The organism is Serratia sp. JUb9 (assembly GCF_014298095.1).
Taxonomy (GTDB): Bacteria; Pseudomonadota; Gammaproteobacteria; order Enterobacterales; family Enterobacteriaceae; genus Serratia_B; species Serratia_B rhizosphaerae.
In genome coordinates, this window is record NZ_CP060416.1 from 4,504,195 (window position 1) to 4,529,826 (window position 25,632).

Here is a 25,632-nt window from a genome sequence, read left to right on the forward strand (position 1 = left end):
ATAAGCCCCATCACCAACCGCCTCCCAGCCGCCGCACCGGCGCTGTTAGCGGCGATTGGCGCACGGAGGTTTTAACCATGACGCAGATATCTAGACATCCTACCAGTTACCCTACACGCTATCAGCAAATCGCGGCGCAGCTGGAAGAAGAGCTACGCAGCCGTTACCGCGGCGGCGACTACCTGCCTTCGGAACAGCAGCTGGCGGACCATTATCAGGTCAACCGCCATACCCTGCGCCGGGCGGTGGATCAGCTGGTGGAGCGCGGCTGGCTGCAGCGCCGCCACGGCGTCGGCATTTTGGTGCTGATGCGCCCTTACGACTACCCGCTGCACGCCAAAACCCGCTTTACCCAGAACCTGCTCGAGCAGGGCAACCACCCCACCAGTGAGTGCTTACTCGCAGTATTGCGCCCGTGCAACGACCACATCGCCAGCGCGCTGGGCTGTGAGGAGGGCCAGCAGGCGATCCACCTGCGTACCCTGCGCCGGGTAAACGGCGTACCGATGAGCGTGATCGACCACTACCTGCCCGACCTCGACTGGTGGCCGGCCCTGCAGCAGTTCCGCCAGGGATCGCTGCATGAATTTATTGAACAGCATATCCATCAGCCGCTCAGCCGCCGCCAGACGCGCATCAGCGCCCGGCAGGCGCAGGCGAAAGAGCGCCAACTGCTGGAACTGGCCGCCGACGCGCCGCTGCTGTGCGTGCGCACCCTCAACGTCTGCAGCGGCAGCGACCGGCTGGCGGAATACTCCGTCAGCCTGGCGCGCGCCGATATGCTCGAACTGACCATGGAGCACTGAATGTCCTCTCTCTCATCACGACAACGCTGGATGTCGGTGCTGGCGCACAGCCGGCCGGCCCAACTGCGCAGCCACTGGCAGGCGCTGAACCTGAACCCCGAGTACCGGCTGCTGCGCGCGCCGGAGATTGGCCTGACGCAGCTGCAGGGGCGCATGGGCGCCACCGGCCGCCGCTTTGTGCTGGGTGATATGACCGTTACCTGCGCGGTGGTGCAGCTGGAAAGCGGCGGCCACGGCTACAGCTACGTTGCCGGGCGCGATAAGGCGCATGCTGAACTGTGCGCGCTGGTCGACGCCCTGCTGCAACAGCCGGCATACCAGGAACGGCTGCAGCAACAGCTGATCGCCCCGCTGGCGGCGGCGCAGCAGGAACAACGCCAGCAGCGCGCCCGCGAGGTGGCCACCAGCCGGGTCGATTTCTTTACGCTGGTACGGGGAGAGTCGCCATGAGTTTACTGGATGGTTTCGCCAGCCCGGTGGCGCAGGCGCAGCAGACGTTCCGCCTGATCCTGAAAGCATTGAGCGAGCCGGGCGTCACGGTGCGGTTGACGGACGGGCCGCAGTGGCCGCCGCTTAACGCCGCCACCACCGCCGCCTTGCTGACGCTGGCCGACGGCGAAACGCCGCTCCTGATCGAACCGGCGCTGAACAGTGAGCAGGTGCTGACTAACCTTCGTTTCCACACCGGCGCGCCGCAGGCCTCCTCGGCGGCGCAGGCGGCGTTCGCCGTTTACGACCCGCGCCTGCAGGAGGCGGATCTGCACGCGCTGCCGCACGGCGACGAACTGGCGCCGGAACAAGGCGCGACGCTGATCGTCCAGCTCGACGATCTGGAAAACGGCGCGCCGCTGCGGCTGCGCGGCCCCGGCATTGCCCACAGCCGCACCATCGCGCCGCCGTTGCCGGAGGCGCTGCGCCGCTATCTGCTGGCGCGCCCGCAGCCCTTCCCGCTCGGGCTTGACGTGATTCTGACCTGCGGCGACGCGCTGCTGGCCATCCCGCGCACCACTCATCTGGAGGAATGCTGATGTACGTAGCCGTAAAAGGGGGCGAAAAAGCCATTGAGGCCGCGCACCGACTGCAGGAGCAACTGCGACGCGGCGACCCGGCACAACCGGCGCTGACGGCCGCGCAGGTGGAGCAGCAGCTCGGGCTGGCGGTGGACCGGGTCATGACCGAAGGCGGCGTCTATGACCGTGAACTGGCGGCGCTGGCGATTAAGCAGGCCAGCGGCGATCTGGTGGAGGCGATTTTCCTGCTGCGCGCCTACCGCACCACGCTGCCGCGTCTGGCCGTCAGTGAGCCATTACTCACCGAGCAGATGCGGCTGGAACGCCGCATTTCGGCGATTTACAAAGACCTGCCCGGCGGCCAGCTGCTCGGCCCGACCTATGACTACACCCACCGGCTGCTGGACTTCGCGCTGTTGGCGGACGGCGGCGCGCCCGATGCAACGCCGCAGCTCGCCGACGATGCGCCGGCAACCGGCTGCCCGCACGTGTTCAGCCTGCTGAGCCGCCAGCAGCTGGCGCAGGCGGAACAGGACGACGGCAGCACGCCGGCGGATATCACCCGCACGCCGCCGGTCTACCCCTGCCCGCGCTCGGCGCGCCTGCAGCAACTGGTGCGCGGCGATGAAGGCTTTCTGCTGGCGCTCGGCTACTCCACCCAGCGCGGCTATGGCCGCAACCACCCGTTCGCCGGCGAGATCCGCAGCGGCTATGTCACGGTGGAGATCGTGCCGGAAGAGCTGGGCTTCGCCATCGACATCGGCGAAATCCTGCTGACCGAGTGCGAGATGGTGAACGGCTTTGTCGCCCCGGAACAGCAGCCGCCGCACTTTACCCGCGGCTACGGCCTGGTGTTCGGCCGCGCCGAGCGCAAAGCGATGGCGATGGCGCTGGTGGACCGCGCCCTGCAGAAGGACGAGTACGCGGAAGACGGCGACAGCCCGGCACAGGACGAAGAGTTCGTGCTGTCCCACGCCGATAACGTCGAGGCCGCCGGCTTCGTGTCCCATCTGAAACTGCCGCACTATGTGGATTTCCAGGCGGAACTGGAACTGCTGCAACGCCTGCGGCAGCGCGGCGAGCCCACGCAGGAGACGCCCCATGAGTAACGTACTGAGCGGCTACAACCCCGGCTATCTGGATGAACAGACCAAACGCATGATCCGCCGCGCCATCCTGAAGGGCGTGGCCATCCCCGGCTATCAGGTGCCGTTCGGCGGCCGCGAGATGCCGATGCCCTACGGCTGGGGCACCGGCGGCATCCAGCTGACCGCCAGCGTGGTCGGCGACGCCGACGTGCTGAAAGTCATCGATCAGGGCGCGGACGACACCACCAACGCGGTATCGATTCGCCGCTTCTTCCAGCGCGTCACCGGCGTCGCCACCACCGAACGTACCGTCGAGGCTACGCTGATCCAGACCCGCCACCGCATCCCGGAAACGCCGCTGCGGGAAGACCAGATCCTGATCTATCAGGTGCCGATTCCGGAGCCGCTGCGCTTTATCGAACCGCGCGAAACCGAAACGCGCAAAATGCACGCGCTGGAGGAGTACGGCGTGATGCAGGTGAAACTCTACGAGGATATCGCCCGCTACGGCCATATCGCCACCACCTACGCCTACCCGGTGAAGGTCAATGACCGCTACGTGATGGACCCGTCGCCGATCCCGAAATTCGACAACCCGAAGATGCATATGATGCCGGCGCTGCAATTGTTCGGCGCCGGGCGGGAGAAGCGGATCTACGCCCTGCCGCCGTACACCAAAGTGGTCAGCCTGGACTTTGACGATCACCCGTTCAGCGTCCAGCAGTGGGAGCAGCCCTGTGCGCTGTGCGGCTCCCGCAGCAGCTACCTGGACGAGGTGGTGCTCGACGATCAGGGCAACCGCATGTTCGTCTGCTCAGATACCGACTACTGCCGGCAGCAGCTGGCGTCATCCACGGAGACACCGCGCCCATGAGCACCACACCGTTACACGACGCCCCGCTGCTGTCGGTCGAGCGTCTGACCCATCTGTACGCGCCGGGCAAAGGCTTCAGCGACGTCTCTTTTGATATTTACCCCGGCGAAGTGCTGGGCATCGTCGGCGAATCCGGCTCCGGTAAAACCACCCTGTTGAAAAGCATCTCGGCGCGGCTGGCGCCGCAGCAGGGGCGCATCCTCTACCGTCCGCAGGCCGGGCAGGAGCAGGATCTGTACGCCATGGCGGAGAGCGCGCGCCGCCGCCTGCTGCGCACCGACTGGGGCGTGGTGCACCAGCACCCGCTGGACGGGCTGCGGCCGCAGGTGTCCGCCGGCGGCAATATCGGCGAGCGGCTGATGGCCGTCGGCCAGCGCCACTACGGCGATATCCGCCGTCAGGCCGGGCAATGGCTGGAGGACGTCGAGATCCCGCTGTCGCGCCTTGACGATCTGCCCACCACCTTTTCCGGCGGCATGCAGCAGCGGCTGCAGATCGCCCGCAACCTGGTCACCCATCCCAAGCTGGTGTTTATGGACGAACCGACCGGCGGGCTGGACGTGTCGGTGCAGGCGCGGCTGCTGGATCTGCTGCGCACGCTGGTGGTGGAGATGCGGCTGGCGGCGGTGATCGTCACCCACGATCTGGGCGTCGCGCGCCTGCTGGCGCACCGGCTGCTGGTGATGAAACAGGGGGAAGTGGTGGAAAGCGGCCTGACCGACCGGGTGCTGGACGACCCGCACCATCCCTATACCCAACTGCTGGTGTCTTCCGTGTTGTCGTAACTGAGTGGGGAATCTATGACGATCAAAATTCGCGTCGAACATCTGAGCAAGACCTTTGTGCTGCACCAGCAGCACGGGACGCGGCTGCCGGTGCTGCACGACGCCAGCCTGACGGTCAGCGCCGGCGAATGCGTGGTGCTGCACGGCCACTCCGGCAGCGGTAAGTCCACCCTGCTGCGCTCGCTGTACGCCAACTACCTGCCGGACAGCGGCCATATCTGGCTGGACCATCAGGGAGAATGGATCGATATGGCGCAGGCGGAGGCGCGGCAGATCCTGGCGGTGCGCCGCCGGACGCTGGGCTGGGTCAGCCAGTTTCTGCGGGTGATCCCGCGTATCAGCGCACTGGAGGTGGTGATGCAGCCGCTGCTGGAGCTGGGCGTGGCGCATGACGAGTGCCGCGAGCGCGCCAGCGCACTGCTCAGCCGGCTTAACGTGCCGCAACGGCTGTGGGGGCTGGCGCCGTCCACCTTTTCCGGCGGCGAACAGCAGCGGGTCAACATCGCCCGCGGCTTTATCGTCGACTACCCGATCCTGCTGCTGGATGAGCCCACCGCCTCGCTGGACGCACGCAACAGCGCGGCGGTGGTCGCCTTGGTCGAACAGGCGCGCCGGCGCGGTGCCGCCATCGTCGGCATTTTTCATGACGACCAGGTGCGCGCTCAGGTCGCCGACCGGCTGCACATCATGCAAGCGCCGCAGGCGCTGGAGACGCCGTGATGATTATTAATAACGTAAAGCTGGTGCTGGACGACCAGGTGGTGAACGGCTCGCTGGAGATGGGCGACGGCGTGATCCGCAGCTTTGCCGACGGCCACAGCCGTCTGCCGCAGGCGCTGGACGGCGAAGGCGGCTGGCTGCTGCCGGGCCTGATCGAACTGCATACCGATAACCTGGATAAATTCTTTATGCCGCGCCCCAACGTGGACTGGCCGGCCCACTCCGCCATGAGCAGCCACGACGCGCTGATGGTTGCCTGCGGCATCACCACGGTGCTGGACGCGGTGGCGATAGGCGATGTACGCGACGGCGGCCACCGGCTGGAGAACCTGCAAAAAATGATCGACGCGGTGATCCACAGCCAGCGCGCCGGGGTAAACCGCGCCGAACACCGCCTGCACCTGCGCTGTGAACTGCCCAACGCCGGCACGCTGCCGCTGTTTGAACAACTGATGGATAAACCGGGCGTGTCGCTGGTGTCGCTGATGGACCATTCGCCGGGCCAGCGCCAGTTCGCCTCGCGCGCCAAGTATCGCGAATATTATCAGGGCAAATATAACCTGAGCGACGCCGCGATGGATGAGTATGAACAGCAGCAGGTCGCGCTGTCAGCCCGCTGGGCGACGCCGAACCGCCAGGCCATTGCCGAACGCTGTCGCGAACGGGGCATTGCGCTCGCCAGCCATGACGACGCCACCGCCGCGCACGTTGCCGAGTCCTGCGCGCTGGGCAGCGCGATCGCCGAGTTCCCCACCACCGAGGAAGCGGCCCGCGCCTCGCACCGGCAGGGGCTGCAGGTGCTGATGGGAGCGCCGAACATCGTGCGCGGCGGCTCGCACTCCGGCAACGTGGCGGCGCATCAGCTGGCGGCGCAGGGGGTGCTGGATATCCTCTCTTCCGACTACTACCCCGCCAGCCTGCTCGACGCGGCGTTCCTCCTGGCCGCCGACGCGCGCAACGGTTATGACCTGCCGCAGTCGGTGGCAATGGTCACCCGCAACCCGGCGCGGGCATTGGGGTTAGCCGATCGCGGCACCATTGCCGAGGGGCTGCGCGCCGATCTGGTGCTGGCGCGCGCGCACGGCGAGCATATCTATGTACAGCACGTGTGGCGTCAGGGACGGCAGGTGTTCTGATGGCGCAGCTTATCTATCTGATGGGGGCCTCCGGCTCCGGCAAGGACAGCCTGCTGGCCGCCCTGCGCAACGCGGCGGACAGCGCGCCGCTGGTGGCGCACCGCTATATCACCCGCCCGGCGCAGGCCGGCTGTGAGAACCACGTGGCGCTGAGTGAACGCGAGTTTCTGCGCCGGCGCGCCAACGGCCTGTTTGCGCTGGACTGGCTGGCCCATCACACCCGTTATGCGTTAGGGATCGAGGTCGATCTGTGGCTGTTGCAGGGGATCGACGTGGTGATCAACGGCTCGCGCGCCTATCTGCCCTACGCCCGTCAGCGCTACGGCGCGCAACTGCTGCCGCTGTGCCTGCAGGTTGAACCGGCGGTGTTGCGCCGGCGTCTGGAGCGGCGCGGCCGCGAAGACAGCGGGCAGATTGAACAGCGGCTGGCGCGTGCGGCGGCCTACAGCGTGCCGTCCGACTGCCTGCGGCTGGATAACAACGGCGAGCTGAGCGAAACGCTGGCGGCGCTGCTGCAACTGCTGACGGCGCTGCGGCGCGAGGAGACACCATGCAACTGACTTTTCTCGGCACCGGCGGCGCCCAGCAGGTGCCGGCATTTGGCTGCGCGTGCGCCATCTGCCAACGGGCGCGCCGTGAGCCGGCCCGGCGTCGTCGCGCATGCAGCGCCATGCTGGATTATCAGGGGGAAACTACGTTAATTGATGCGGGATTGACGTCATTGGAGCGGCGGTTTTCGGCGGGGCAAATTCAGCGTTTTTTACTGACACATTACCACATGGATCACGTTCAGGGGTTATTTCATTTGCGCTGGGGGTGTGGAAGCGCCATTCCGGTGTACGGCCCGCCCGATGAACAGGGCTGCGACGATCTGTTCAGACACCCCGGCATTCTGGACTTTCAGCCGCCGCTGGCGCCGTTTGTCAGCATAACGCTGGGCGGACTGCGCATCACCCCGCTGCCGCTGATCCACTCTAAAATCACCCACGGTTACCTGATCCAGAGCGCCGACCGCACGCTGGCCTACCTGACCGATACCGTCGGTCTGCCGCCGGACACCCTGCGTTTTCTGCAGGGCGTCCGCCTGGATCTGCTGGTGCTGGACTGCAGCCTGCCGCCGCAGGCACAGGCGCCGCGCAACCATAACGACCTCACCCGCGCGCTGGAGATTCAGCAACGGCTGTTGCCGCAGCGCACCCTGCTGACGCATATCAGCCACCACCTCGACGCCTGGCTGCTGACGCACCCGCTGCCGCCAGGGCTGGAGCTGGCGTACGATGGCCTCTGCATCGATGTCAGTGCGCCAGACGCTCCCCGTGCTGCAGCCGATCGGACTCCAGCACCCTGACGCCGTCGCCGGGGCTGAACGCCTGCTCCAGCAGGGTCTGCGCCACATCGCGGGCGGCGACCGATTTCCATCTGCCGGGCAGCAGCCTGAACAGCGGCTGGGCTACGCGCTCCAGCAAACGCGGCGCGGCACGTTTACCCAGCAGCATCGACGGCCGCACCAGCGTCAGACGCTGCCAGCCCTGCTCGCGCAGCGCCTGCTCCATCTCCCCTTTGATGCGGTTATACAGGAAGGTGGAATGCGGGCTGGCGCCCATCGCGCTCACCGCCAGACAGTGCTGCGCGCCGAGCCGACGGCCGGTCAGCGCGCTTTCCACCACCAGCGTATAGTCGACGTAGTGGAAATTGCCGTCGCTGCCGGCCTGCTGCCGCGTGGTGCCAAGACAGCAGAACACCGCGTCAACCGGCTGATCCAGCTCCGTCAGCAGGGCGAACAGATCGTCGCCCACCGGGTTGGTCAGTTTGTCATGCGGCGGCAGCGGCCGGCGGCTGGGGGCGGTAATCGCCGTCACCCGCTGGTCCGCCAGCAGCAGGCGCAACAGCTCGCCGCCCACCAGCCCGGTAGCGCCCGTTATCAATACCCGTGCCATAATGCCTCCCGTGCCGTTGTCGCTTTCCATGTAAGTATAAGACAGGTAACAAACCCTGGATCGGCAGGAAGCCTGCGCTAGCTGCGGGCCCAAAACAACTTGGTGCCAAAACCGAGAACGTTGTCGGTCATCTTCACCTCCTGCAGGCTCAGTTGCCACAGGGTGGCCGACATGGCTTTTGCCACCGGGAAACGCTTGCAGTAACGGGCGCGCGCCTGTTGCTCTTCATCACCGCTCAGTATGCGCGCCTCTGCGCGATACTGGATGCCTTTAATCAGCGCGATGCTTTTGGGCTTTGGCGCAATGGTGCCGACCACTTCAGCATGCTGCTGCATCAGCTGCCCGTGGCGGGTATGCGGTTCGGTCATCAGCCACAGCGCCATGCGCTCGGCGTCAAACACGTAAAAACAGTTGGCGCACCACATCTCCACGCCGTTGCCGGCGCAGAGCGTCAGCACGTACTGTTTGCTGAGGAAGCGGATGATATGCTGCTGTTGTTCGCTCTGTTCCACCGGGGTCTCCTTTAGGCTGTTAACAGCATCTTACCACCGGATTGAGAGGCTGCCTGTGCGGCAGTGAACATGCGCTTGATTTAAAACGAGAGGGCGATGAGTTTCTAAGCTGCCTGTACGGCAGTGAGTCCCAATATTGCCCCAAGAAATCAGACATTGGCAATGATAACGCTAAACAAAGCCCTGATTTTGTCAAAGGTGATTGAAAAAAATACGCGGTGGTTTATGTTTTCAGAGCGCAGGAATGGCGCGACTTTATCAATCACGGATGGGAAACATGGCACTATACGGGAAGTTTATAGTTAATGATGCGGATTATTCACCGCTGACGATTTATGGCATCGGCACGTTTATGGCGTTCTCCGGCGACGGTAATTACCGGAACGCGCCAGGGTGTGGGATGATTCCCAACGAGGGGCCAATCCCCTCGGGCAAATACTGGATCGTTGATCGCCCTACCGGTGGCATTCGTGAACCAATAGCAACGTGGTTTAGTGATGTGCTAAACCGGAATTTACGCAATATACCTACCGGAAAAAATGAGTGGTTTGGACTATTCAGGGACGACGGGAAGATAGACGATCACACATGGATAAATGGCGTCAAGCGAGGGAATTTTAGACTGCATCCGGGAACGATATCATATGGTTGTATCACGCTAAAACATCACTCAGACTTTGCAGCAATTCGTAGTGCTCTACTGAGGACTAAAACAATCAATATCAGAAATATGAGATTGCGCGCGTATGGTATCATTGATGTGATTAGCAACGGAGAATGCAAGGTAAGCGGATGAAAAAGGCATTTTTAATACTGGCAAAATTAGCTGTTTTCATCATATTCCTGATGAACGTTGGCGTATGGTTTCCATTTTATCACTTCATCAGGCGCAACATACATCATGTAATGTCTCTGGATACCGCAACAAACATTACAGATATTATTGGGGGGTATCCGGAACCATGGGATTTCATGGCTATAGCAATAGTTTTATTTTTAAACACAATAATATCCATAATTTTATGCAAGCTGACATTTATGCTGGTTCGTCATATTAGAAAAAAAATGAATAAATCAGATTAAATAAAGGCCGGTTAACCCGGCCTGAATTCTGATTTCTCTAAGCTGCCTGTACGGCAGTGAACGGTATGCGCAGGCATTTACTGTAAACTCTGTCTTTCTAAGCTGCCTGTACGGCAGTGAACATCAAGCACCAAATAATTTTCAAAAAGCTACATTTCTAAGCTGCCTGTACGGCAGTGAACTGTTGCAGTATAGCGTTAATCGTCTGTTTAAACAGAAAATTCCTTATTATTTGACCAAAAACCATTTTTTCTGACACTTCAATATAACCATTAAAAATCAATAGGTTATAGTTTTTCACAAAAAAAGGGTTAGAACCTAAAGGATGCTAGCAGTGGCACTCAGGCCATAAGCACTAAACTCACTGGCTGTCGGCATAACTAGCAAATGGCTGATAGCTGATAGCTGATAGCTGATAGCTGATAGCTGATAGCTGATAGCCATTATTGAATGATAATGAAAAATATAGCGCTTCTATTCAGAAACGTTTCATTTTCCCACTTACATAAATCAATAAAACGTCTTGCCATTTACTTTATCAATGCAAAAACTTCAACCTCAATAAAAATCATATAGTTAAAAATTTCAGTGCATTCATTCCTTATACAATACCTTTAAGTTATATTTAATATCCCTAGGTAAATAAAACATTAAATTAACTTACATGCTCAAGCGCACATTTCACTCGTTTTTTCTCCAGTGCTTATTGAATGTAAAAATCTTACAAGATATGTTGTTTTTATGCCGTTAGATAAGGATGGCTGGTAGCTTATTATCTATTGTTAACAGGAAGGAATCTCAAGGATGAGTAAACGAAGCGATATAATTGATGGAGCGGAGGCTTCCAGTGCGCCGTATGGGCTGGTATATACGGAAGTTATTGGTTGGATCGACCTGGGACATGCGCAGGGCATTGATATTCGAAACCTAATGCGCACTATTGATTCCGGGGAATCCTCTGGCGAGGAATACTATCGGGTATCATATTCGCAGTCTATGAGGGATCCAACAAAGACGATTAAAATGGGTAAATTTATAACCTGGCGAATTAAACACGGGCGCTCATATTACGAGCGGCAAAGTATTGCGTTGGCAATGATGATGTCTTTGTCGCTGAAGTTTGAAGGGCTTCAGGCCTCATTTCCCGTGAGTCTTGTGACAGACAGTGGGTTCAGCGGGGAGGATCTGATATCAAATTTGTTGGGCTTTTACCGCGCCGTATCACTCCAAAATCCATTTGGTATGCTGCGCCCCGTAAGTAAAGCCGAAGCATTAAAACGTTGGGATCACTATGGGAAAATAGGTTCTTGGAAAAATGAGACGTTCAAGCCGATACTATTCCCGGATCCCAAAAGATTCCCACATGCCACACCACGAAGAGGGGAGTTACCTAGTTTCATGAAAACAGTCAGGCCGTGGAGTGACTTCCGTTCAGGTATTGTTAAGATTGCCACTGCTAATGGTTCATATATAGATAGTGCGAGGAACGGGGTATTGCCCTATGCGTAAATCAGTTAAAGCGATCATAGTAGCGGGAGTGGTGATTACCGCTGCATTCGTGTGGGTATGGCCTTATATAGCGATGAATTTTGCCGGCAGCGCACACTATACCGAACAGGATAAGAGAGAGTATGAGTTTTATACTCCTGACCTCCTGAAGGCTATGCCGCGCATATCCCCTCGTTATGACTTTGATTTTGCAAACATTACCGGCCCTTCATCACATGTATATGCGATCAGATATTACGATGCAAATGATTCGAGTAAAGTCGATGCTTACCTAGAAACCGCAGGGTACAAAAAGCAGAAAGAATGCTTTATCGAGGCCACATGTTGGACTGGAGACGATCCTCAAGAAACAGTGACAGTAAGCATGTTGGAGAGTTCAAAATCGATATTGGTATCAGTTGTTTATAATTTTTGAGATTCGCTACCGGCCGTGACTTACATAGAAAAAGCAAAACCCCGCCGGCGCCCTGCGCGGGGTGCGCCTGCATTTCTAAGCTGCCTGTACGGCAGTGAACCTTCACGTCCACAATCACGGGGTGATCGCTAATTTCTAAGCTGCCTGCACGGCAGTGAACCCTGTTTCAGTTAGCGAATTCACTTTTCTATCTTTCTAAGCTGCCTGCACGGCAGTGAACGTAGTGTATTGAGCTGCACACTAGATGAAAGTTTTCTAAGCTGCCTGCACGGCAGTGAACTGATGGCTGATTTAATCCAGCCTATCGCGCCATTTCTAAGCTGCCTGCACGGCAGTGAACAGCTTACAGTCATAACCTCGAAAGCGTATCGATTTCTAAGCTGCCTGCACGGCAGTGAACCAATCAGTGCCTTGAAAGCCTCCGGCGCTGCTTTTCTAAGCTGCCTGCACGGCAGTGAACGCAATGGCGCGTGAACTGCTGGCCGCGCGGGATTTCTAAGCTGCCTGCACGGCAGTGAACTGTTGCAGTATAGCGCTAATCGATTGTTTAAACAGCATAAGCACTATCATTTTGCCCATAACCCTTTTTTTAGACGCACTAATTATAGCTTTATAAATCAATAGATTAAAATTCGGTATAAAAAAAGGGTCAAAGCCTGGGAACTGGTGTTCAAACTATAAAGCTCGCGAGGCGCAAACAACGTTTGCCAGCCTATGTTCTGCCGCCCTTACAAAGATTTCATCACCATACCAAAAGCTGCCAGCACCATAATAACTCCCGTGGTACGAAAGAGTATGCGCTGTGACGAAGCGCTAGTGAGGAAACGGCGTATTTTTATTGCCGCCAGAATAAAGATAGCGCCGACGGCCAATAGGACAGACATGGTCAACGGCACTAGCATCGTTCCCCAAACCTGTAGGGATACACGATCCAAAGAGATAACCAGCGGTAGAATGGCCAGGTAAAAGGCGATGGTTTTGGGGTTCCCAAGCGTTATCGTCAACCCGGACAGCCATGCGGAGGTTAGCTCACGACGGGTAGCCTTCTGGTCGATATTTACCGCCTGGGGCTGATAACGCCAGAATTGCCAGGCGAGAAAGAACAGGTAGCAGGCGGCGGCCCAGTTTATCAGGGTAAAGAGTGAGGTATAGGTATGCGCAATAACCGCCAAACCAAATACCGCAGTGGAAAGATAGATTAAGTCCCCGAGTATCAACCCGGTCAGCATGGTAAACCCCGTCACTGCGCCGCCGCTGACGCTGCGGGCGACCAGCGCGGTCATGCCCGGCCCCGGCACGGCAGCCGCCAAGCCTAACGCAGCAGCGTAAGAGATGATTTGAGCGGTTCCTAACATAAGAATTCCTGTTGTAATTGATAATTAGAAGGCCGGTTATTTGATACCAGACATAAGCCAAGACAAAACCGTGAATTATCACATCTGTGAATTTAAATAATGCTCTTGAGTTATCAGCACAATTGAGTGGGTTTTATATCAATACCTCACCTATTATTACGCTGCATTTATCTAAAAATCTCCACACGACATTAATATTCATATAATTACAAGACAATGTCGGCGCAGAATCGCCATCCCTTATCCCCATACTGAAATATTGTTAACAAGCAGCAGAGAATATATTTAACGTGCACAATGAGTCGTCGTTAAGAACAGAAGCCCTCTCTGAATCGCTAACAAACCCTCGCCATTTCGAGATAAAACAGGCACAACAACACATTAATTCCACGAACCTATTATGCATTGAGCATCGAGGAATTTGTGACCTATATTGCTTGCTTAAACGAGAATTATTGGCAAGAATTACCGATTACAAAGCAAAAAATGGAAGGAATGTTCCGCTATGCCGCTTGATATGACAGAGATGAAAATCCTCAGGCTGTTGCAAGACGATGCCAGAGTCACAAACCAGGCGTTAGCGGAGAAAATAGGCATGTCGGCCTCGCCGTGCTGGCGCAAAGTCCGCAAACTTGAGGAAGAAGAAGTAATCCAAGGCTATCGCGCGGTGTTGGATCGCAAAAAGATCGGCCTGGGTGTAATGGTGTTTATTCGCGTCGCCATCGACAGCCATAGCGAAACGGAAGCCAAGAAATTTGAAGAAGAGGTAACGGCGTTGGAAGATGTGGTGGCCTGTTACAGCATTGGCGGCGATGCCGACTTCTTGCTGCAGGTCGTGGCCTCCGATCTCGATTCGTATGCTGATTTTGCCATGTCGGTAGTCCGCAGATTGCCCGGCATTAAAGAGATGCAGAGCATGTTCGTATTAAAAGAGATCAAACCGCAGGTGTCTTACCCGATAAAGAAAACTACGCAGACTAAAAACGGACAGTGAAGAAGGGATGCTTCTGCCGTTTACCCTGGAGTGATAAGCACGGTATCAATCCGACTATTCATAAACCTTGGGCATAGATAACCTGCTTTAAGCTGCCTATGTAGCAATGAGTCTCTGAATGATACGGTGGAACACTACCGATCAATGAGTGAAGGTTAATTTTATCGCATCCTCTGTTTTGGCTATATATGCGCTTCTTCCGGAGCTTTCTTGTGCCCACCTTTTACCGAAGACGGGGTCGTCAACGTGTCGGTATCCTAAAGACTCCAGATAGTCGACCAAGACAGCCTCATCCACATTCTTGCCATACTCAATCTCGTCTATTTGCGGAGAAGCTCCATCAGCAGCTCGGAAATGAATGACCGTATCATCAGTCAAAAAAGGAGCGTTCTTTACTTCATCTGGCGCGATTAGCTTATACGCCAGCCAATCAGCACGGGAGTAATCAGTGCTGTCCGTCATGGCAACCGAGGCTACTTTGTAACAACCGAACAAAAGTATCGTTATAAAAACGATCGAAAAAATTTTAGTTCTCTTAATCACCTAAATATCCCCTGTGGTAGATCGCCAAAATTCATATGGCGACCATGATCGACAACAATTTTTACTGTATCCCCGCTAAAATTATTAAATTTCTAAGCTGCCTGTACGGCAGTGAGCCAGTAAGACTCAACTGCTACAAATTTTTCCCTTTTCTAAGCTGCCTGTACGGCAGTGAGCAACGGGCGTCAGCTGGTAAAGAGCCAACGCAATTTCTAAGCTGCCTGTACGGCAGTGAGCAACAAGAACAAGAACGATCAGGAAGCCCGTAATTTCTAAGCTGCCTGTACGGCAGTGAGCGGTTGATGACCTGATGCTGCCCCTGCTGGCATTTCTAAGCTGCCTGTACGGCAGTGAGCGGGCGGAATCGGAAGCAAAACGGTTTTTACCATTTCTAAGCTGCCTGTACGGCAGTGAGCAGGGAAAGATTCCGGCGTGTCGTAGAGTCCTCTTTCTAAGCTGCCTGTACGGCAGTGAGCATAAAGTTCTTGAGAACTGGCCGGAGGAGGTTTTTCTAAGCTGCCTGTACGGCAGTGAGCTGTTGCCATTTACATCTAACTGACTGTTTTAACAGCCAGACCCTCATTCTTCCGCTAAAAACCCTTTTTTCAGACGCTTCAATCCTAACCTGCTAAATCAACAGGTTAGGATTGCGTACAGAAAAAGGGTCAGAACCAGGGAACGGTGGCGATAGCACTCAGGCCATAAGCGCTGAACTCACCGGCGGTCGGAGTACTGCGCAACATGCCCTGTTCGATAAACAATAAAAAAGACTGGCCGTTGGAGAGGCTTTTCAGGCGGATAAACGGCAGCGTGCTGCGCTGCGCTTTCGCCGCCGGAATACGTTCCTGCGCCTGCTCCATCGTCAGCCAGCCTTTGGCGACCGAACGGCGCTGTAGCCGCTCTGCGCTGCTTTTCACCTGCACGCGACGCACCGTGCGATACGCCGCCCCTGCCGGCACCGGCAATATCGCGCTGCTTTCGGTGTAGTCACGCAGGCCTTTACGCCAGCTGTGCTGCTCCAGCTCGGTCAATGCCGCCTGCGAACCGTGCAGCCGCAGCCGTTCCCCCAACGTTTTGCCTGCATCGGGAAAACTGACGCCGATACGCCCCTTGCCAACCGCACCCAACGCCCGGTGCAGCTTGGCAAACAGCGCCTCCAACAGCATCGGCGCGCTGAATTCCGGATCGGGCAGTACGCGGAGTTCGATATAGTGGTCCATAGGCTCCCCTTATTCGCCCTTCTCGCCGAACACGCCGCCGCGCACCAGAATCGCCATCACGTAATGCTGCTGCTCCACCTCCGGCACCTGCCCTTTGGTCACCCAGTTATCCAGCAGGGTATAGAAATCCATTTTCTGCTTCGGCTGACGGTAGGCCTTGCCGCGGCTGGTGACCGAACCGTAAGGCTCCACGGCAATCGGCCCCAGACCTAATTCAACGGCATCTGGATACCAGGTATCGATAGTGCGCAAGGCGTTGCCCACCTTCTGTGAGTGCAGCGCAGCAACCTCATTGACCTGATAGAGGATTTTGCTTTTCTTGCTGTTGCTGTCCAACACCAGCTCCTGCGACGGGAACACTTCCTGCCCCTGCCCCAGCCGCACATAGGCATCTACACGGAAGAAGGCAAAGCTGTCGCCCGACAGACCACGTTCGATCGCCTGTGCCAGCTCAGCCAGCGCGCCGTCCGGCTGGCTGAAGGCACGCAGGCTGTAATCTTCACCGTTAAACTCCCAGCGCTGCTCGTTGCTGCTGACGCAGACTTTAATCGCCTCGGCGCCAACCCGGTTGCGCCACAAGAAGCGACCGTTGGCCAGGTTTTCCGCATAGCGCGCCGCCAATACGGCAAAGCCGTGTTCCGTAATATAGCCGTTGATAATCTGCGCCAGCGCGGCCTGATAATCCTGATCGTTACACACCGACGGCGTCGCCAGGTTGCCCATCACCCGCAGGGTAAAGCTGACCTTCAGCGTATCAGCATCGAACGGCAGCGCCGCCACGTCTACCCGCTGCAGGTTGGCTTTTTGAATCTCGGCGTCCAGCTTGGCCGGATCGCTGGTCAGCGCATTCTTCAAACGGTTGGAGATGGTACCGCGCACCGCCTTTTCCTGAATCTTCACCGGCTGCCACGTGTCCTGTTGCCACAGGCCGGCGTACATCATGGCGTCGGAGTTCGCCAGTTTACGTTCAAAAGCCAGTACGGATGCCGTTTTAATCGTTGCTTTAGCCATGTCATTAATCCTTTAAATTATTCTTCATTAAATTCTGCGTACTCTTCCTGCGCCGACATCACGCCGCGGCACAGGTAGCAGTCATCTTGATGGTGGTATTGCCATAACATCTGCGGCAGGTCGCTAATGCGGTGCAGGCTGCGCCATTCGCCGACGCCATACAGCGCTTCGGCAAAACGGAACGGCGTGGCCGCATCCCGGGTGTTTTTAACCTCGCCCGGCGCGTACAGCGGAGAAATCGCCCGGTAGCCGGTTTGCAACGGCACCAGATAGCCGGCAGCCGGCTTCGGCAGGTAGCGCCACTCAACGTGTTCGCTCTGCTCGTCGCCTTCTGCCTGCTGTTTCAGCGCGGCGAAGTCCAGCCAGGCGTCCAGCATCTCCACCTGCGGATTACTTGCGTGCAGCGTCTGATAGTGGTCGTACAGCAGTTCGGAACGATCCAGCAGCGCGAAGCCCGGCAGCAGCCGGCGGGTAATACGTCGCAGCGCTGCCGGCGTGGCGGGATATGCCATCACGCTGACGTTACCGATATCGACAATGGTGCCGCCGGCCAGACGCTGGCTCAGACTCAGGCGGGTCAACTCATCTGCCAGCGCCTGCGCACCGGCTTCCCCGCCGTCGATGACGCCGTTGCACTCCATCACCAGCGATACGGTGATATGCATGCGCCCTTCTTCATTGAACGCCGCCGTTTTAGCCTCTTTGGTTAACGGATTGCGCGTCAGAGCGAACACCCTGTCGTAACCGGAGGAGTACGCCTGCAACTGCTGCTGGTGGCACACCACACCGCAGTTATCCAGCGTCAGGCCTCGGCTGTGCTGCAGCCTGCGCGACAGCGCATGGGTAAAACCGAGAAAGTGGCTGATGGCCGGAAAGCCATAGGTCAGCCCCGCAATGGCGTTGGCGTTCTCCACGCGAACATGGCGCAAAACAATTAACGAACTCATAGCGCCGCCTCCGCCCACTCCGCCTCAAACTCACGCAGGCGCTGCTTAAACAGCGGCGCCGTTGACCATTCCCTGCGTTCCACTTCGCTAAACAGCATCTGTTCATGCTCCAGCTGTCTGTTAAGCCATACGCCGAAGTCCAGCGCGATCTCCCGCTGCCAGTCGCCGGCTTCGCGTTCGGCGCGGAAATCCGGATCGACGCGCCCTCTCAGCGGATCCAACCACAGCTGCTGGGATCGCTTCAGGCGACACTCTGCCTCCGCGCTCCAGCCGGCCTGCGCTTCCAGGTTCTGGAGGCCGGCGGCGTAGCTGAACAACATATCAATCACTTCATCGACGCCGGCCGCGCGCCGCTGGCGGATCTCCATTGTGCTGTCCCTGGGCTGGACGCTAAGCAGGTAGGCACGCAGCTGTCGCACCGCATCGCGCGCTATCGCGCTGAACTCGCTGCTACGGTAAAAAATAGAGGTGTGTTTTAACGGCGGCTTGGACTGCGTGAGCCACTGCGGCGCGGCACAGTTCAGCAGCCAGTTACGGCCGCCGCGCGTGCTGTTAAGGTAGGAAATATTCTGCGGTTTGGTGCCGCCCATGCTTTGCACTGCCAGATTGGGGTACATCACGCGCGTTTCCGCGTGCCATTTTCCCGCCCGGACCGCGGCGGAAATCGCCTTCGCCTGTTCGCTAAAACGCGCCTGCGCCAGACGCTGATGCAGCGCCTGCGCCAACGAGGAGGAAAACAATGGACTCAGCAGGTGATATTGGTTATCGCCGATCGGAAAATAGAGCTGTTTTGCCAGCGCATGGGAGGCAGGCTGCTTGTTGATCAGAACCTGTTTAAAGCCGCTGACCCACTGGTTTAACTGCTGTTCATCCTCCGCCAGCGCTGCCAGTGCACTCTCATCGCCACGGTTAAGCTGGGCAATCAGCGTGTCGCCCCGATGTTCCATTTGCAGCAGCTTGGCGACGTCCAGCGCTGCAGCGTTACCAACCGCGTCGATCGCCGGCTGGCGCAACGTTGCGGTGGCCAGGTAGCGGGCATCTTCATCCTCCTGCACCGCAAAAATGCTACTGCCTTTGGCATCGCTGTGGGTAAACTTCAGCGCATGGGTCACCAGACCGATCTGCCCGGCGCGGTTCGCCGCATCCGTCAGCCAGTTACGCACCTCATAACGCTGCTCCAGCTCACGCCGCTGCTCTGCCGCCCTCTGCCTGACGGCGGCAATCTCCAGCGCATCGCTTAACCCGGCCAGCTTTTTCTCCGTGTCTTTATCGAAGGCTTCCAGCTTTGGCTGCCTTCGGCTATCGATGAAAGCAACAATCCCTTGATTTGACATGCTAACCCCCTTTCAAAAAAAGGCTTACCTATGATTAAAAGTGATTGAAAAAATTGAGAAAGATTGCTGCTTACTTAATGAGGCCGAATCATCATTCACAATCATATTGCTAACGTTTGACTTTGAAAGTATTAAGCCCACAGCCAAGACCAGCAGCACAAAAGCAAGTCTCTGATACATTAAATTAACCTAGATTATTTGATTTCATCTATACTAAAAATCAAACATGGATGAATTGTACACTCATAACCTTACAGCTAGCAAGGACAAAAAATATTCAAGACGAGTCCTTCGAACGTCTCTCTCAAGTAAATATCTTCATGTATAATGAAACGACTATCGAACAGATAGCTTAGAAATAGATGATTTGATATCAGCTAATTCAATTAGTTAATCACTGCCGTACAGGCAGCGGCGCACTCATTCGAGTGCGCCAAACACTCCCAATAACGGGTGGTAATGCCATGACGCATCCCCCTTCTCTCGACGCAAACACACTTCGCCAAACAGCTGACTGATATCACTCAGTTCCTTGTTCAACTGCTCCGCCAGCCGCTGATACACATCGAGATAGTTCAGTTCAAACCACGCGCTGACGCCGTCGGCCAAGGCCAGCGACGCTTCGCGGAATCCGGCGCTCTCACGCCATTGTCCTGGCTGCAGATCGGGAAACTTAAAGCACGGCGTATCTCCCTCTTCCGCTATCCACAGGTAGTGACGTTTGTCGGGCGCGGAATGACGGAACGGCGTCAGCCGCTGCTGTTCACCGCTCCAGGTTGCCTGCTCCCGCCACCACTGCGCAGCGTAATAGGTTTTTTGCCCTTTCAGCCCCTGCAGTTTGACCCGCAGACTGTAGTGCTCCAGATCGACAAAGTTCTCTTTATAAGACAGCGATCTACGCTGTTGGATGCGCGGAATGGCGCTGATGTCCTGATACTGTTCGGGCCGCAAGATGTCGCTAAGATCGTGACGGTTCAGCGTAAAGGCGGCGGACTCAAAACCCGGTCGCGTGTAGGCGGGTTCTGCCCCGCACAGCGCCCTGATATTTTGCCGGAGCACCCATAAATTCGCCGTCTCACAGGGCTGCCGCCGGTGGCGCTGAATGCGCCCCGCCAGCTGAATCAGTGAACGCATCGAGCTGGGTTCGGCCAGCGCCCAGTCATAGTCATGATCGCGCCCGACTTCGGCCACCGAGGTTGCCAGCACCACAAACAGCTGATTTTTTTCAGGGTAACGGCGCAGCGCCTGCTCAATTTCCGGGATCTGCCACAGCCCCTGCGGATCGTAACGCGTCAGCGTCTGGTCCAGACGCTGCTCGATATGCGAACGCATCATCAGCGGGTGCTGGCTGTGGTAAACGCAGTAGTGCACCCGCGTATCCGCCGGCGACGGCGTATTCATCAGACGCCGGGCCACCGCCACCAGCGGATCGATATTCGCCATGCGTACAACCCCCAGCGATACCCGTTGTCCGGACGGATGGCATTGATGATGATCGTGATGAAGGCGGTGCATCGCCGTTGAAAATGTCGTCGCCACGCTGTCCAGCACGTCACCCTTGCGCTGGCTGGAGGCATCAATGGGAATCAGCGCCATCTGGCACAGCACTTGCGTGCTGCCCAGCCGCTTCACGCGGCGTTCGACAAAAGCACCGTGCGCCTGCTTAAAACCAGCGGCATCGGCGATGTCCTGCTGCCTGGCTTCATGTTCATCGAACCAGGCGCAACATATGTTCAGCGGCGTGTCGGGCTGGCCGCACACCTGCTGGTAATCCTGTCGGCCGGCGCAATAGGCGTTAAACAGCGCCTCAATCAGCGCCGGCGGCAAGGTGGCGGAAGAGAGCAGCACCCGGCTGCCCAGCATGCCGGCCCAGTTGACCAAGCGGCACAGCGCCGGCAGATCGTTAAGATCAAAATCATCCGGTTCATCCAACACCAGATCGGCGGTCAATAGTCGCAGCATTGGGGCGATCTGTTGCCCGCCGCGCACGCCCTCCGTCGCGCCGATCAGATGATCGATGGTGGTCACCAGCACCGGCGCGCTAAGCAATTTATTTAACGGCGAACGCTCCTGCAGCCAACGGCTCAGCCGCCCGTCGTCCAGGCTGCCCTCATAACTAACATAGTGATGCTCCGCCAGCAGCGCTTCAGTCGAGGCGCTGCCGCCCGGCGCGGCTTCTTTCTGCCGCAGCTGATGGAGCTGGCTGACCGCCGCAGAGCCAATCAGCACAGCCAGATCATCATCCTGCAGATGCAATTTATCCCGCAGCGCATCGCCGGTCTGTAAGGTCAGGGTGCGCAGCCCAAGCGCCACCGAGAACCGGCAGCCCAGCGCCTCGTCAGCCAAGGCATACATAATGCGCGCATTGGCAAAGGTTTTTCCGCAGCCGGTCGAGGCCATGTTGACCCCAAAAAATCCCTGCCGCACGCTGCGCTCCCGTAATGCAGCGGCCACGTCGAATGCCTTATCCTGCCAGCGGAAGCGCTCCTGCGTGCTGCGGCGTTGAAAACCTTTATGACGGGTTATCGCCGGCAGTGTCCGGCGGATCTTCGGTAGACTGCGCCCCAACAGCAGCGCGTTCTGTCCGACGCCGATGGTGTGTTCATCCAGCTTTTGCTTTAACCGACCGCTCTGCCGATCGCTATTGGCATAGGCGTGATAGCCTTCATCCTGCCAGGCAGCGGTGGTGGTCGGTAATGATGAATAGTGGTGGTCTGCCAGCATCAGCGTCAGGCGGGCCATATGGCTGGTAAAACGCTGTTGCAGCACGCCAAACTGTAATAACGCCAGCTGCAACAGGGCGCGCCGGGCAAATTTATGCGCCTTGGCACGCCAGTGCCGGCTGCGGATCGGCGTGCCGTCGGGAAATGTCCATACCGCTTTCCTCTCCTCCCGGCTCCAGTCGGCAAGCTGATGAGGAGGGACGTTCCACATCGCATCCAGTTGTCGCGTAAGCCAGGTGTCCATCTGCGTCGGATCCGGCGCATGGTCAGCACCAAGGTAGGTCGGCAAACGGTGGTGGGAAACAATCAGCCAGGCCACGGTGGTAGCCAACGGCGGCAACGCGGCAAAAACGGAAGCAGAGGGCGACACATCATCGTCCACCAGCGCAGCCAACATACGCGCATCATCATCTGCGTCGATCTCACTCAGCGCCGCCAACCACTCCCGATCGCTGCGCTCGCCCACCCAAGCGCAAAACAGCCGTAGCGACACCCATTCATGACGGTAAGGCTGATAGCCCTTGGCCTGCCCACGCAACCCCTGCTGGAACAGGACGTTGGCCTTGCCGAAGTCGTGGAACAGACCGGCGATGGCGGCCAGCAGGCTGATGCATTCCGCGCTGCGCCACTGATCTTCATCCTGCTGACGCAGAATATCGCGCTGCGTGACGTTGGTCGGCACCGCGCCCTGTCGGTTAAAACAGCGCGGGTTGCCGACAATCCACAATAACTCGGTTTGGTTGGCGCCTTTAATCCAGTGGCAGGCCACCGCCGTATTGCGCCGCGCGGTTTTACGCAGCAGACGGCGCAAGGTATTCAGCCCCTCCAGCGTAATCGCCGTTTGCCAGGTACGGTCGCCGCGGCGTTCGGCGAACTGGTCGAGAATACGCCGCGTTTCCACCAGCGCCCGTTTGCTGCACTGCGCCACCAGCATGATATTCATCGCGCCACCTGACTCAGTTGAAGTGCCGTATCCTGCAGGGCGTCAATCATGACGTCCAACGCCTGCGCCTTTTGGAAGCCATTCAGGCAACGTTGGCGAAACGTCTGTTCATCTTCCCCTTCCATGGCGGCGATAAACGCCTGCGGCAGGATCAGCGCGTCTTTAATCAGATCGGCCACGTCAAACACCAGCCCACCGCGCCGGGTTTTGCCATGCAGCACCGCCAGCCCGTGGGGTAAACCAATCACCCAGGTAGCCACCGCCGCCAGCCCGTAAGCCAGGTAATTGCCGTGGTCGAGAAAACGATTAGCGACATCCGCCCCGCCACCGCGTTTGGCGCGGGTAAAATCGCCGTAGCTCACCGCCTGCGCCGCTAATTTATATAACGCCTTGGTCATCACCGCTTCCTGCGTTAATAAATCGGTACCGTTGCGGCAATCTGCAAAGCTATTTTCATAACGGGATAATAATTGCAGCAGCCGCTCCTGGGATAAATTAAACCCACTTTCCCGCTGCATGGCGGGGCTCAGCCAGTGCTGTTTTATTTTCGCAATGCGTACACGCTGAAAAGCGACGGCCGCCGCCAGACGGTATTGTTCGTCAAACCAGAAACTCACCCAGTGCTGTAAATATTCAGTAGGACGGTATTCGCTCTGTGAGGTTAACCAGGAAACGTCGACCTCGACCTCATTGGCTGCGTACAGCGGCGTGCCGCCACCGCCGCAAAAGCCAACCAGCACGCCGGCCTTGGCGAATTCACGCATCGCCGCTTGCGTGACCGACGTGCCGGTGCCCAGCATCACCACCGTGGTGTTGGCGATAGGAATATTCCAATACAACGACTGCCGTCCTTCATCCGTGACATATTCTACCCGGCCACCGTTTACCAGCACCCGACAATATTGCAGATAATATAAATTGGCACGTTTGGAGTGCAGAATGGTTTTTAATTCTGACGGCGAAACAATATTGCCCACGGTGATTATTCCTTTGCTATAAAATTAGAAAATTCCTTTTTTGTGGTGCGCTGTTCACAAAAAACCGACAACTACACTACCACGGGTAGTAAATTCTCATTCTCCGTGTGAAATATAAAGTTCTATTATCTGTTTTGCTATTACCGACCTCTTATTTTTGCTAAAAAGTCGCTTCGGCGATAATAATCGTCTATTGCCTATATTTTTTCCGGTATCACTGCCCGGTTAGACAGAAAAAGGAGAAACGGGGATACTGAGCGCCGTAAACCATGCGGAACAGACCCGCACGAGACGATTCGTTCAAAGGTAGGAATAATGGCGGAAACCACCACCTGGCACCTGTATATGCTGCGTCTGCCAAGCGGCATGCTGTATACCGGCATCACCACCGACGTGGCACGGCGGCTGGCGCAGCATCAGGCGGGCAAAGGCGCCAAGGCGCTGCGCGGCAAAGGCGAGCTGCAGCTGGCCTTTCACTGCGCGGTCGGCGACCGTTCGCTGGCGCTGCGGCTGGAATACCGCATCAAGCAGCTGAGCAAGGTGCAAAAAGAGAGGCTGGTGTCACACCCGCCTCTGTCTTTGGACTATCTGCTGGTTAAAAACGGTTAAACGGCGCGGCGTACTCCACTGCGCCGTTTACGCCGTCCAGCGCGTCTTGCGCCAGCGGGTAAACCTGAAACGCCTGCTCGCAGCCCGGCCAGCGGCAACTCAGCCCGAACTCCGCCGCCAGCTTAAAGCCAAAGCGTGAGTAATACGCCGGCTCGCCCAGCACCACCACGGCGGCATAGCTGAACTCATTCAGCGCATCCAGCCCTTCGTAAACCAGCTTCTCCCCCAACCCCTGACGGCGCAGGCGCTCTTCCACCGCCAGCGGTGCCAGGCCGACCCACTGGCGATCCTCGCCTTCGACGTCGACCGGGCTAAAGGCGGCATAGCCCACCACGCCGCCTTCGTCATCGGTGGCGACCACGCCCAGCGTCAGCAGGCCGTCTTCACGCAGCTGGCGCACCAGATCGGCTTCATCGTCACGCCCGAAGGCACTGCGCAGCAGGGCATCGATGCCCGCGGCGTCTACCGGAATCTCTACGCGAATCAGCATGGCGCCACCACTCGGGAAGACGGTTCTGCGCCCTCTTGTAAACCTGCTTCAACAAACTCCGCCAGCTGCAGCAAGCCAATGCGCAGCGGCGCCGGCATGGCTTCCAGTTCAATCGCATCCATCAGATTTTTTACATACAGGCCCAATTCGGTATCCCCTTCAATCTGTAGCCGACGCTGGAAAAACAGCGTGTCAGGATCCTGCTTGCGCGCCGCGATCAGGATCAGATCGTTGGCGTCGCCGCTGAAGCTGACGTCGGCCTGTGCATGCTGGCGAACCACCAGCCGATCGTTTTCTACCGTCATAAACCATTGTAGCGCCAGATCGCGTACTTCGATCTTCAGCCACCGTGATTCAAGAAATTCCAGATCGCCATCCGCGAGCGCCTGACGGAACTGCCAACCCAGCACCTGCTCCAGCAGTTGACGCTGCAGGGCGAAAGGGGTGAGTTTGAGCGGCACGCGCAGCAGCGACGGCCCTTGGCGCACAATGCGCGATCGTAGTTTTTCCAACACGGTCATCCACTCCTTCATTACTCAATTCCCGCTATTTTGCCATATTGCGGCCAGGCTTCCGCGGTCTATATCAACAAATCATGCGATTGAGGGTGA

Annotated in this window: 28 protein-coding genes and 3 CRISPR repeat arrays; of the genes, 16 read left to right on the forward strand and 12 right to left on the reverse strand. The window is 57.6% G+C overall.

The annotated features are described in order from the left end of the window. Window positions 1-77 precede the first annotated feature (77 nt). Genes phnF through phnP form a run of 10 tightly spaced genes read left to right on the forward strand, consistent with a single transcriptional unit; the run spans window position 78 to window position 7,767 of the window. Window positions 78-806 (forward strand): phosphonate metabolism transcriptional regulator PhnF, encoded by a 729-nt coding sequence (gene phnF, locus HF675_RS21245; protein ID WP_105229561.1) that lies wholly within the window; start codon window positions 78-80, stop codon window positions 804-806. Continuing rightward, entirely contained in the window at window positions 807-1,256 is a 450-nt protein-coding gene (phnG, locus tag HF675_RS21250) for a phosphonate C-P lyase system protein PhnG (protein WP_187043752.1), read from the forward strand. It abuts the gene before it with no gap. Next, window positions 1,253-1,834 (forward strand): phosphonate C-P lyase system protein PhnH, encoded by a 582-nt coding sequence (gene phnH, locus HF675_RS21255; RefSeq protein WP_187043753.1) that lies wholly within the window; start codon window positions 1,253-1,255, stop codon window positions 1,832-1,834. The genes phnG and phnH overlap by 4 nt, the downstream gene beginning before the upstream one ends. Beyond that, window positions 1,834-2,925: a carbon-phosphorus lyase complex subunit PhnI gene (locus tag HF675_RS21260; RefSeq protein ID WP_105233195.1), complete on the forward strand. Its 1,092-nt coding sequence runs from the start codon at window positions 1,834-1,836 to the stop codon at window positions 2,923-2,925. Before phnH ends, HF675_RS21260 begins: the two co-directional genes overlap by 1 nt. Then, a complete protein-coding gene (locus HF675_RS21265) occupies window positions 2,918-3,778 on the forward strand; it encodes an alpha-D-ribose 1-methylphosphonate 5-phosphate C-P-lyase PhnJ (protein WP_187043754.1) in 861 nt (286 codons plus the stop codon). The genes HF675_RS21260 and HF675_RS21265 overlap by 8 nt, the downstream gene beginning before the upstream one ends. Then, a complete protein-coding gene (phnK, locus tag HF675_RS21270; RefSeq protein WP_105229557.1) occupies window positions 3,775-4,563 on the forward strand; it encodes a phosphonate C-P lyase system protein PhnK in 789 nt (262 codons plus the stop codon). The genes HF675_RS21265 and phnK overlap by 4 nt, the downstream gene beginning before the upstream one ends. A gap of 15 nt (window positions 4,564-4,578) precedes the next feature. Beyond that, window positions 4,579-5,283: a phosphonate C-P lyase system protein PhnL gene (gene phnL / locus HF675_RS21275; RefSeq protein WP_111737842.1), complete on the forward strand. Its 705-nt coding sequence runs from the start codon at window positions 4,579-4,581 to the stop codon at window positions 5,281-5,283. Beyond that, window positions 5,283-6,419, forward strand: a complete 1,137-nt coding sequence (gene phnM / locus HF675_RS21280) for an alpha-D-ribose 1-methylphosphonate 5-triphosphate diphosphatase (protein WP_187043755.1) — start codon at window positions 5,283-5,285, stop codon at window positions 6,417-6,419. The genes phnL and phnM overlap by 1 nt, the downstream gene beginning before the upstream one ends. Beyond that, window positions 6,419-6,979, forward strand: coding sequence for a ribose 1,5-bisphosphokinase (gene phnN, locus HF675_RS21285; protein ID WP_187043756.1), 561 nt, complete (start codon window positions 6,419-6,421; stop codon window positions 6,977-6,979). Before phnM ends, phnN begins: the two co-directional genes overlap by 1 nt. Further along, window positions 6,970-7,767: a phosphonate metabolism protein PhnP gene (gene phnP, locus HF675_RS21290; protein ID WP_187043757.1), complete on the forward strand. Its 798-nt coding sequence runs from the start codon at window positions 6,970-6,972 to the stop codon at window positions 7,765-7,767. The genes phnN and phnP overlap by 10 nt, the downstream gene beginning before the upstream one ends. Here phnP and HF675_RS21295 read toward each other — a convergent pair. Both HF675_RS21295 and HF675_RS21300 read right to left on the reverse strand, forming a co-directional pair. Continuing rightward, window positions 7,715-8,356, reverse strand: coding sequence for an NAD(P)H-binding protein (locus tag HF675_RS21295; protein WP_187043758.1), 642 nt, complete (start codon window positions 8,354-8,356; stop codon window positions 7,715-7,717). The two genes, phnP and HF675_RS21295, sit on opposite strands and share 53 nt — an antisense overlap. A gap of 77 nt (window positions 8,357-8,433) precedes the next feature. Further along, window positions 8,434-8,868, reverse strand: a complete 435-nt coding sequence (locus HF675_RS21300) for a YhbP family protein (RefSeq protein WP_187043759.1) — start codon at window positions 8,866-8,868, stop codon at window positions 8,434-8,436. A gap of 277 nt (window positions 8,869-9,145) precedes the next feature. On the opposite strand from HF675_RS21300, the gene HF675_RS21305 reads away from it, so the two are divergent. From HF675_RS21305 to HF675_RS21320, 4 genes are all read left to right on the forward strand, one after another. Then, window positions 9,146-9,664: a DUF2778 domain-containing protein gene (locus HF675_RS21305; protein WP_187043760.1), complete on the forward strand. Its 519-nt coding sequence runs from the start codon at window positions 9,146-9,148 to the stop codon at window positions 9,662-9,664. Then, window positions 9,661-9,951, forward strand: a complete 291-nt coding sequence (locus tag HF675_RS21310) for a hypothetical protein (RefSeq protein WP_187043761.1) — start codon at window positions 9,661-9,663, stop codon at window positions 9,949-9,951. The genes HF675_RS21305 and HF675_RS21310 overlap by 4 nt, the downstream gene beginning before the upstream one ends. A gap of 36 nt (window positions 9,952-9,987) precedes the next feature. Then, window positions 9,988-10,133: a CRISPR direct-repeat array (repeat unit 26 nt; unit sequence TCTAAGCTGCCTGTACGGCAGTGAAC). A gap of 622 nt (window positions 10,134-10,755) precedes the next feature. Beyond that, a complete protein-coding gene (locus HF675_RS21315; RefSeq protein ID WP_187043762.1) occupies window positions 10,756-11,460 on the forward strand; it encodes a hypothetical protein in 705 nt (234 codons plus the stop codon). After that, on the forward strand, window positions 11,453-11,875 hold the full coding sequence (locus HF675_RS21320) for a hypothetical protein (RefSeq protein WP_187043763.1): 423 nt from the start codon (window positions 11,453-11,455) through the stop codon (window positions 11,873-11,875). The genes HF675_RS21315 and HF675_RS21320 overlap by 8 nt, the downstream gene beginning before the upstream one ends. 72 nt (window positions 11,876-11,947) lie before the next feature. Beyond that, window positions 11,948-12,395: a CRISPR direct-repeat array (repeat unit 28 nt; unit sequence TTTCTAAGCTGCCTGCACGGCAGTGAAC). Between the two features lie 208 nt (window positions 12,396-12,603). On the opposite strand, the gene HF675_RS21325 is transcribed toward HF675_RS21320, so the two are convergent. Next, complete coding sequence (locus tag HF675_RS21325) at window positions 12,604-13,230, reverse strand: LysE family translocator (RefSeq protein WP_105229548.1); 627 nt, start codon at window positions 13,228-13,230, stop codon at window positions 12,604-12,606. A 505-nt stretch (window positions 13,231-13,735) separates the two neighbouring features. Here HF675_RS21325 and HF675_RS21330 point away from each other — a divergent pair. Then, window positions 13,736-14,224, forward strand: coding sequence for an Lrp/AsnC family transcriptional regulator (locus HF675_RS21330; RefSeq protein ID WP_187043764.1), 489 nt, complete (start codon window positions 13,736-13,738; stop codon window positions 14,222-14,224). A gap of 141 nt (window positions 14,225-14,365) precedes the next feature. Here the strand turns inward: HF675_RS21330 and HF675_RS21335 are convergent, their stop codons facing one another. From HF675_RS21335 to cas1f, 7 genes are all read right to left on the reverse strand, one after another. Further along, window positions 14,366-14,767, reverse strand: a complete 402-nt coding sequence (locus tag HF675_RS21335) for a hypothetical protein (RefSeq protein ID WP_187043765.1) — start codon at window positions 14,765-14,767, stop codon at window positions 14,366-14,368. Window positions 14,768-14,856: 89 nt separating this feature from the next. Continuing rightward, window positions 14,857-15,303: a CRISPR direct-repeat array (repeat unit 28 nt; unit sequence TTTCTAAGCTGCCTGTACGGCAGTGAGC). A 129-nt stretch (window positions 15,304-15,432) separates the two neighbouring features. Next, window positions 15,433-15,987 carry a type I-F CRISPR-associated endoribonuclease Cas6/Csy4 gene (gene cas6f / locus HF675_RS21340; protein WP_187043766.1) on the reverse strand — a complete coding sequence of 185 codons (555 nt, stop codon included), beginning with the start codon at window positions 15,985-15,987 and terminating at the stop codon, window positions 15,433-15,435. A 9-nt stretch (window positions 15,988-15,996) separates the two neighbouring features. Beyond that, a complete protein-coding gene (gene csy3, locus HF675_RS21345; protein ID WP_187043767.1) occupies window positions 15,997-16,998 on the reverse strand; it encodes a type I-F CRISPR-associated protein Csy3 in 1,002 nt (333 codons plus the stop codon). A 17-nt stretch (window positions 16,999-17,015) separates the two neighbouring features. After that, a complete protein-coding gene (gene csy2 / locus HF675_RS21350; protein WP_187043768.1) occupies window positions 17,016-17,945 on the reverse strand; it encodes a type I-F CRISPR-associated protein Csy2 in 930 nt (309 codons plus the stop codon). Continuing rightward, a complete protein-coding gene (gene csy1 / locus HF675_RS21355; protein WP_187043769.1) occupies window positions 17,942-19,279 on the reverse strand; it encodes a type I-F CRISPR-associated protein Csy1 in 1,338 nt (445 codons plus the stop codon). Before csy1 ends, csy2 begins: the two co-directional genes overlap by 4 nt. Window positions 19,280-19,699: 420 nt before the next feature. Continuing rightward, window positions 19,700-22,945, reverse strand: a complete 3,246-nt coding sequence (gene cas3f / locus HF675_RS21360; protein ID WP_187043770.1) for a type I-F CRISPR-associated helicase Cas3f — start codon at window positions 22,943-22,945, stop codon at window positions 19,700-19,702. Beyond that, window positions 22,942-23,922 (reverse strand): type I-F CRISPR-associated endonuclease Cas1f, encoded by a 981-nt coding sequence (gene cas1f, locus HF675_RS21365; protein WP_187043771.1) that lies wholly within the window; start codon window positions 23,920-23,922, stop codon window positions 22,942-22,944. The genes cas3f and cas1f overlap by 4 nt, the downstream gene beginning before the upstream one ends. Before the next feature lie 315 nt (window positions 23,923-24,237). On the opposite strand from cas1f, the gene HF675_RS21370 reads away from it, so the two are divergent. Beyond that, entirely contained in the window at window positions 24,238-24,531 is a 294-nt protein-coding gene (locus tag HF675_RS21370; RefSeq protein WP_145961161.1) for a GIY-YIG nuclease family protein, read from the forward strand. On the opposite strand, the gene HF675_RS21375 is transcribed toward HF675_RS21370, so the two are convergent. Continuing rightward, window positions 24,518-25,021 carry a GNAT family N-acetyltransferase gene (locus HF675_RS21375; protein ID WP_187043772.1) on the reverse strand — a complete coding sequence of 168 codons (504 nt, stop codon included), beginning with the start codon at window positions 25,019-25,021 and terminating at the stop codon, window positions 24,518-24,520. The genes HF675_RS21370 and HF675_RS21375 overlap by 14 nt on opposite strands. After that, entirely contained in the window at window positions 25,015-25,542 is a 528-nt protein-coding gene (locus tag HF675_RS21380) for an SCP2 domain-containing protein (RefSeq protein WP_172606355.1), read from the reverse strand. Before HF675_RS21380 ends, HF675_RS21375 begins: the two co-directional genes overlap by 7 nt. Window positions 25,543-25,632 lie beyond the last annotated feature (90 nt).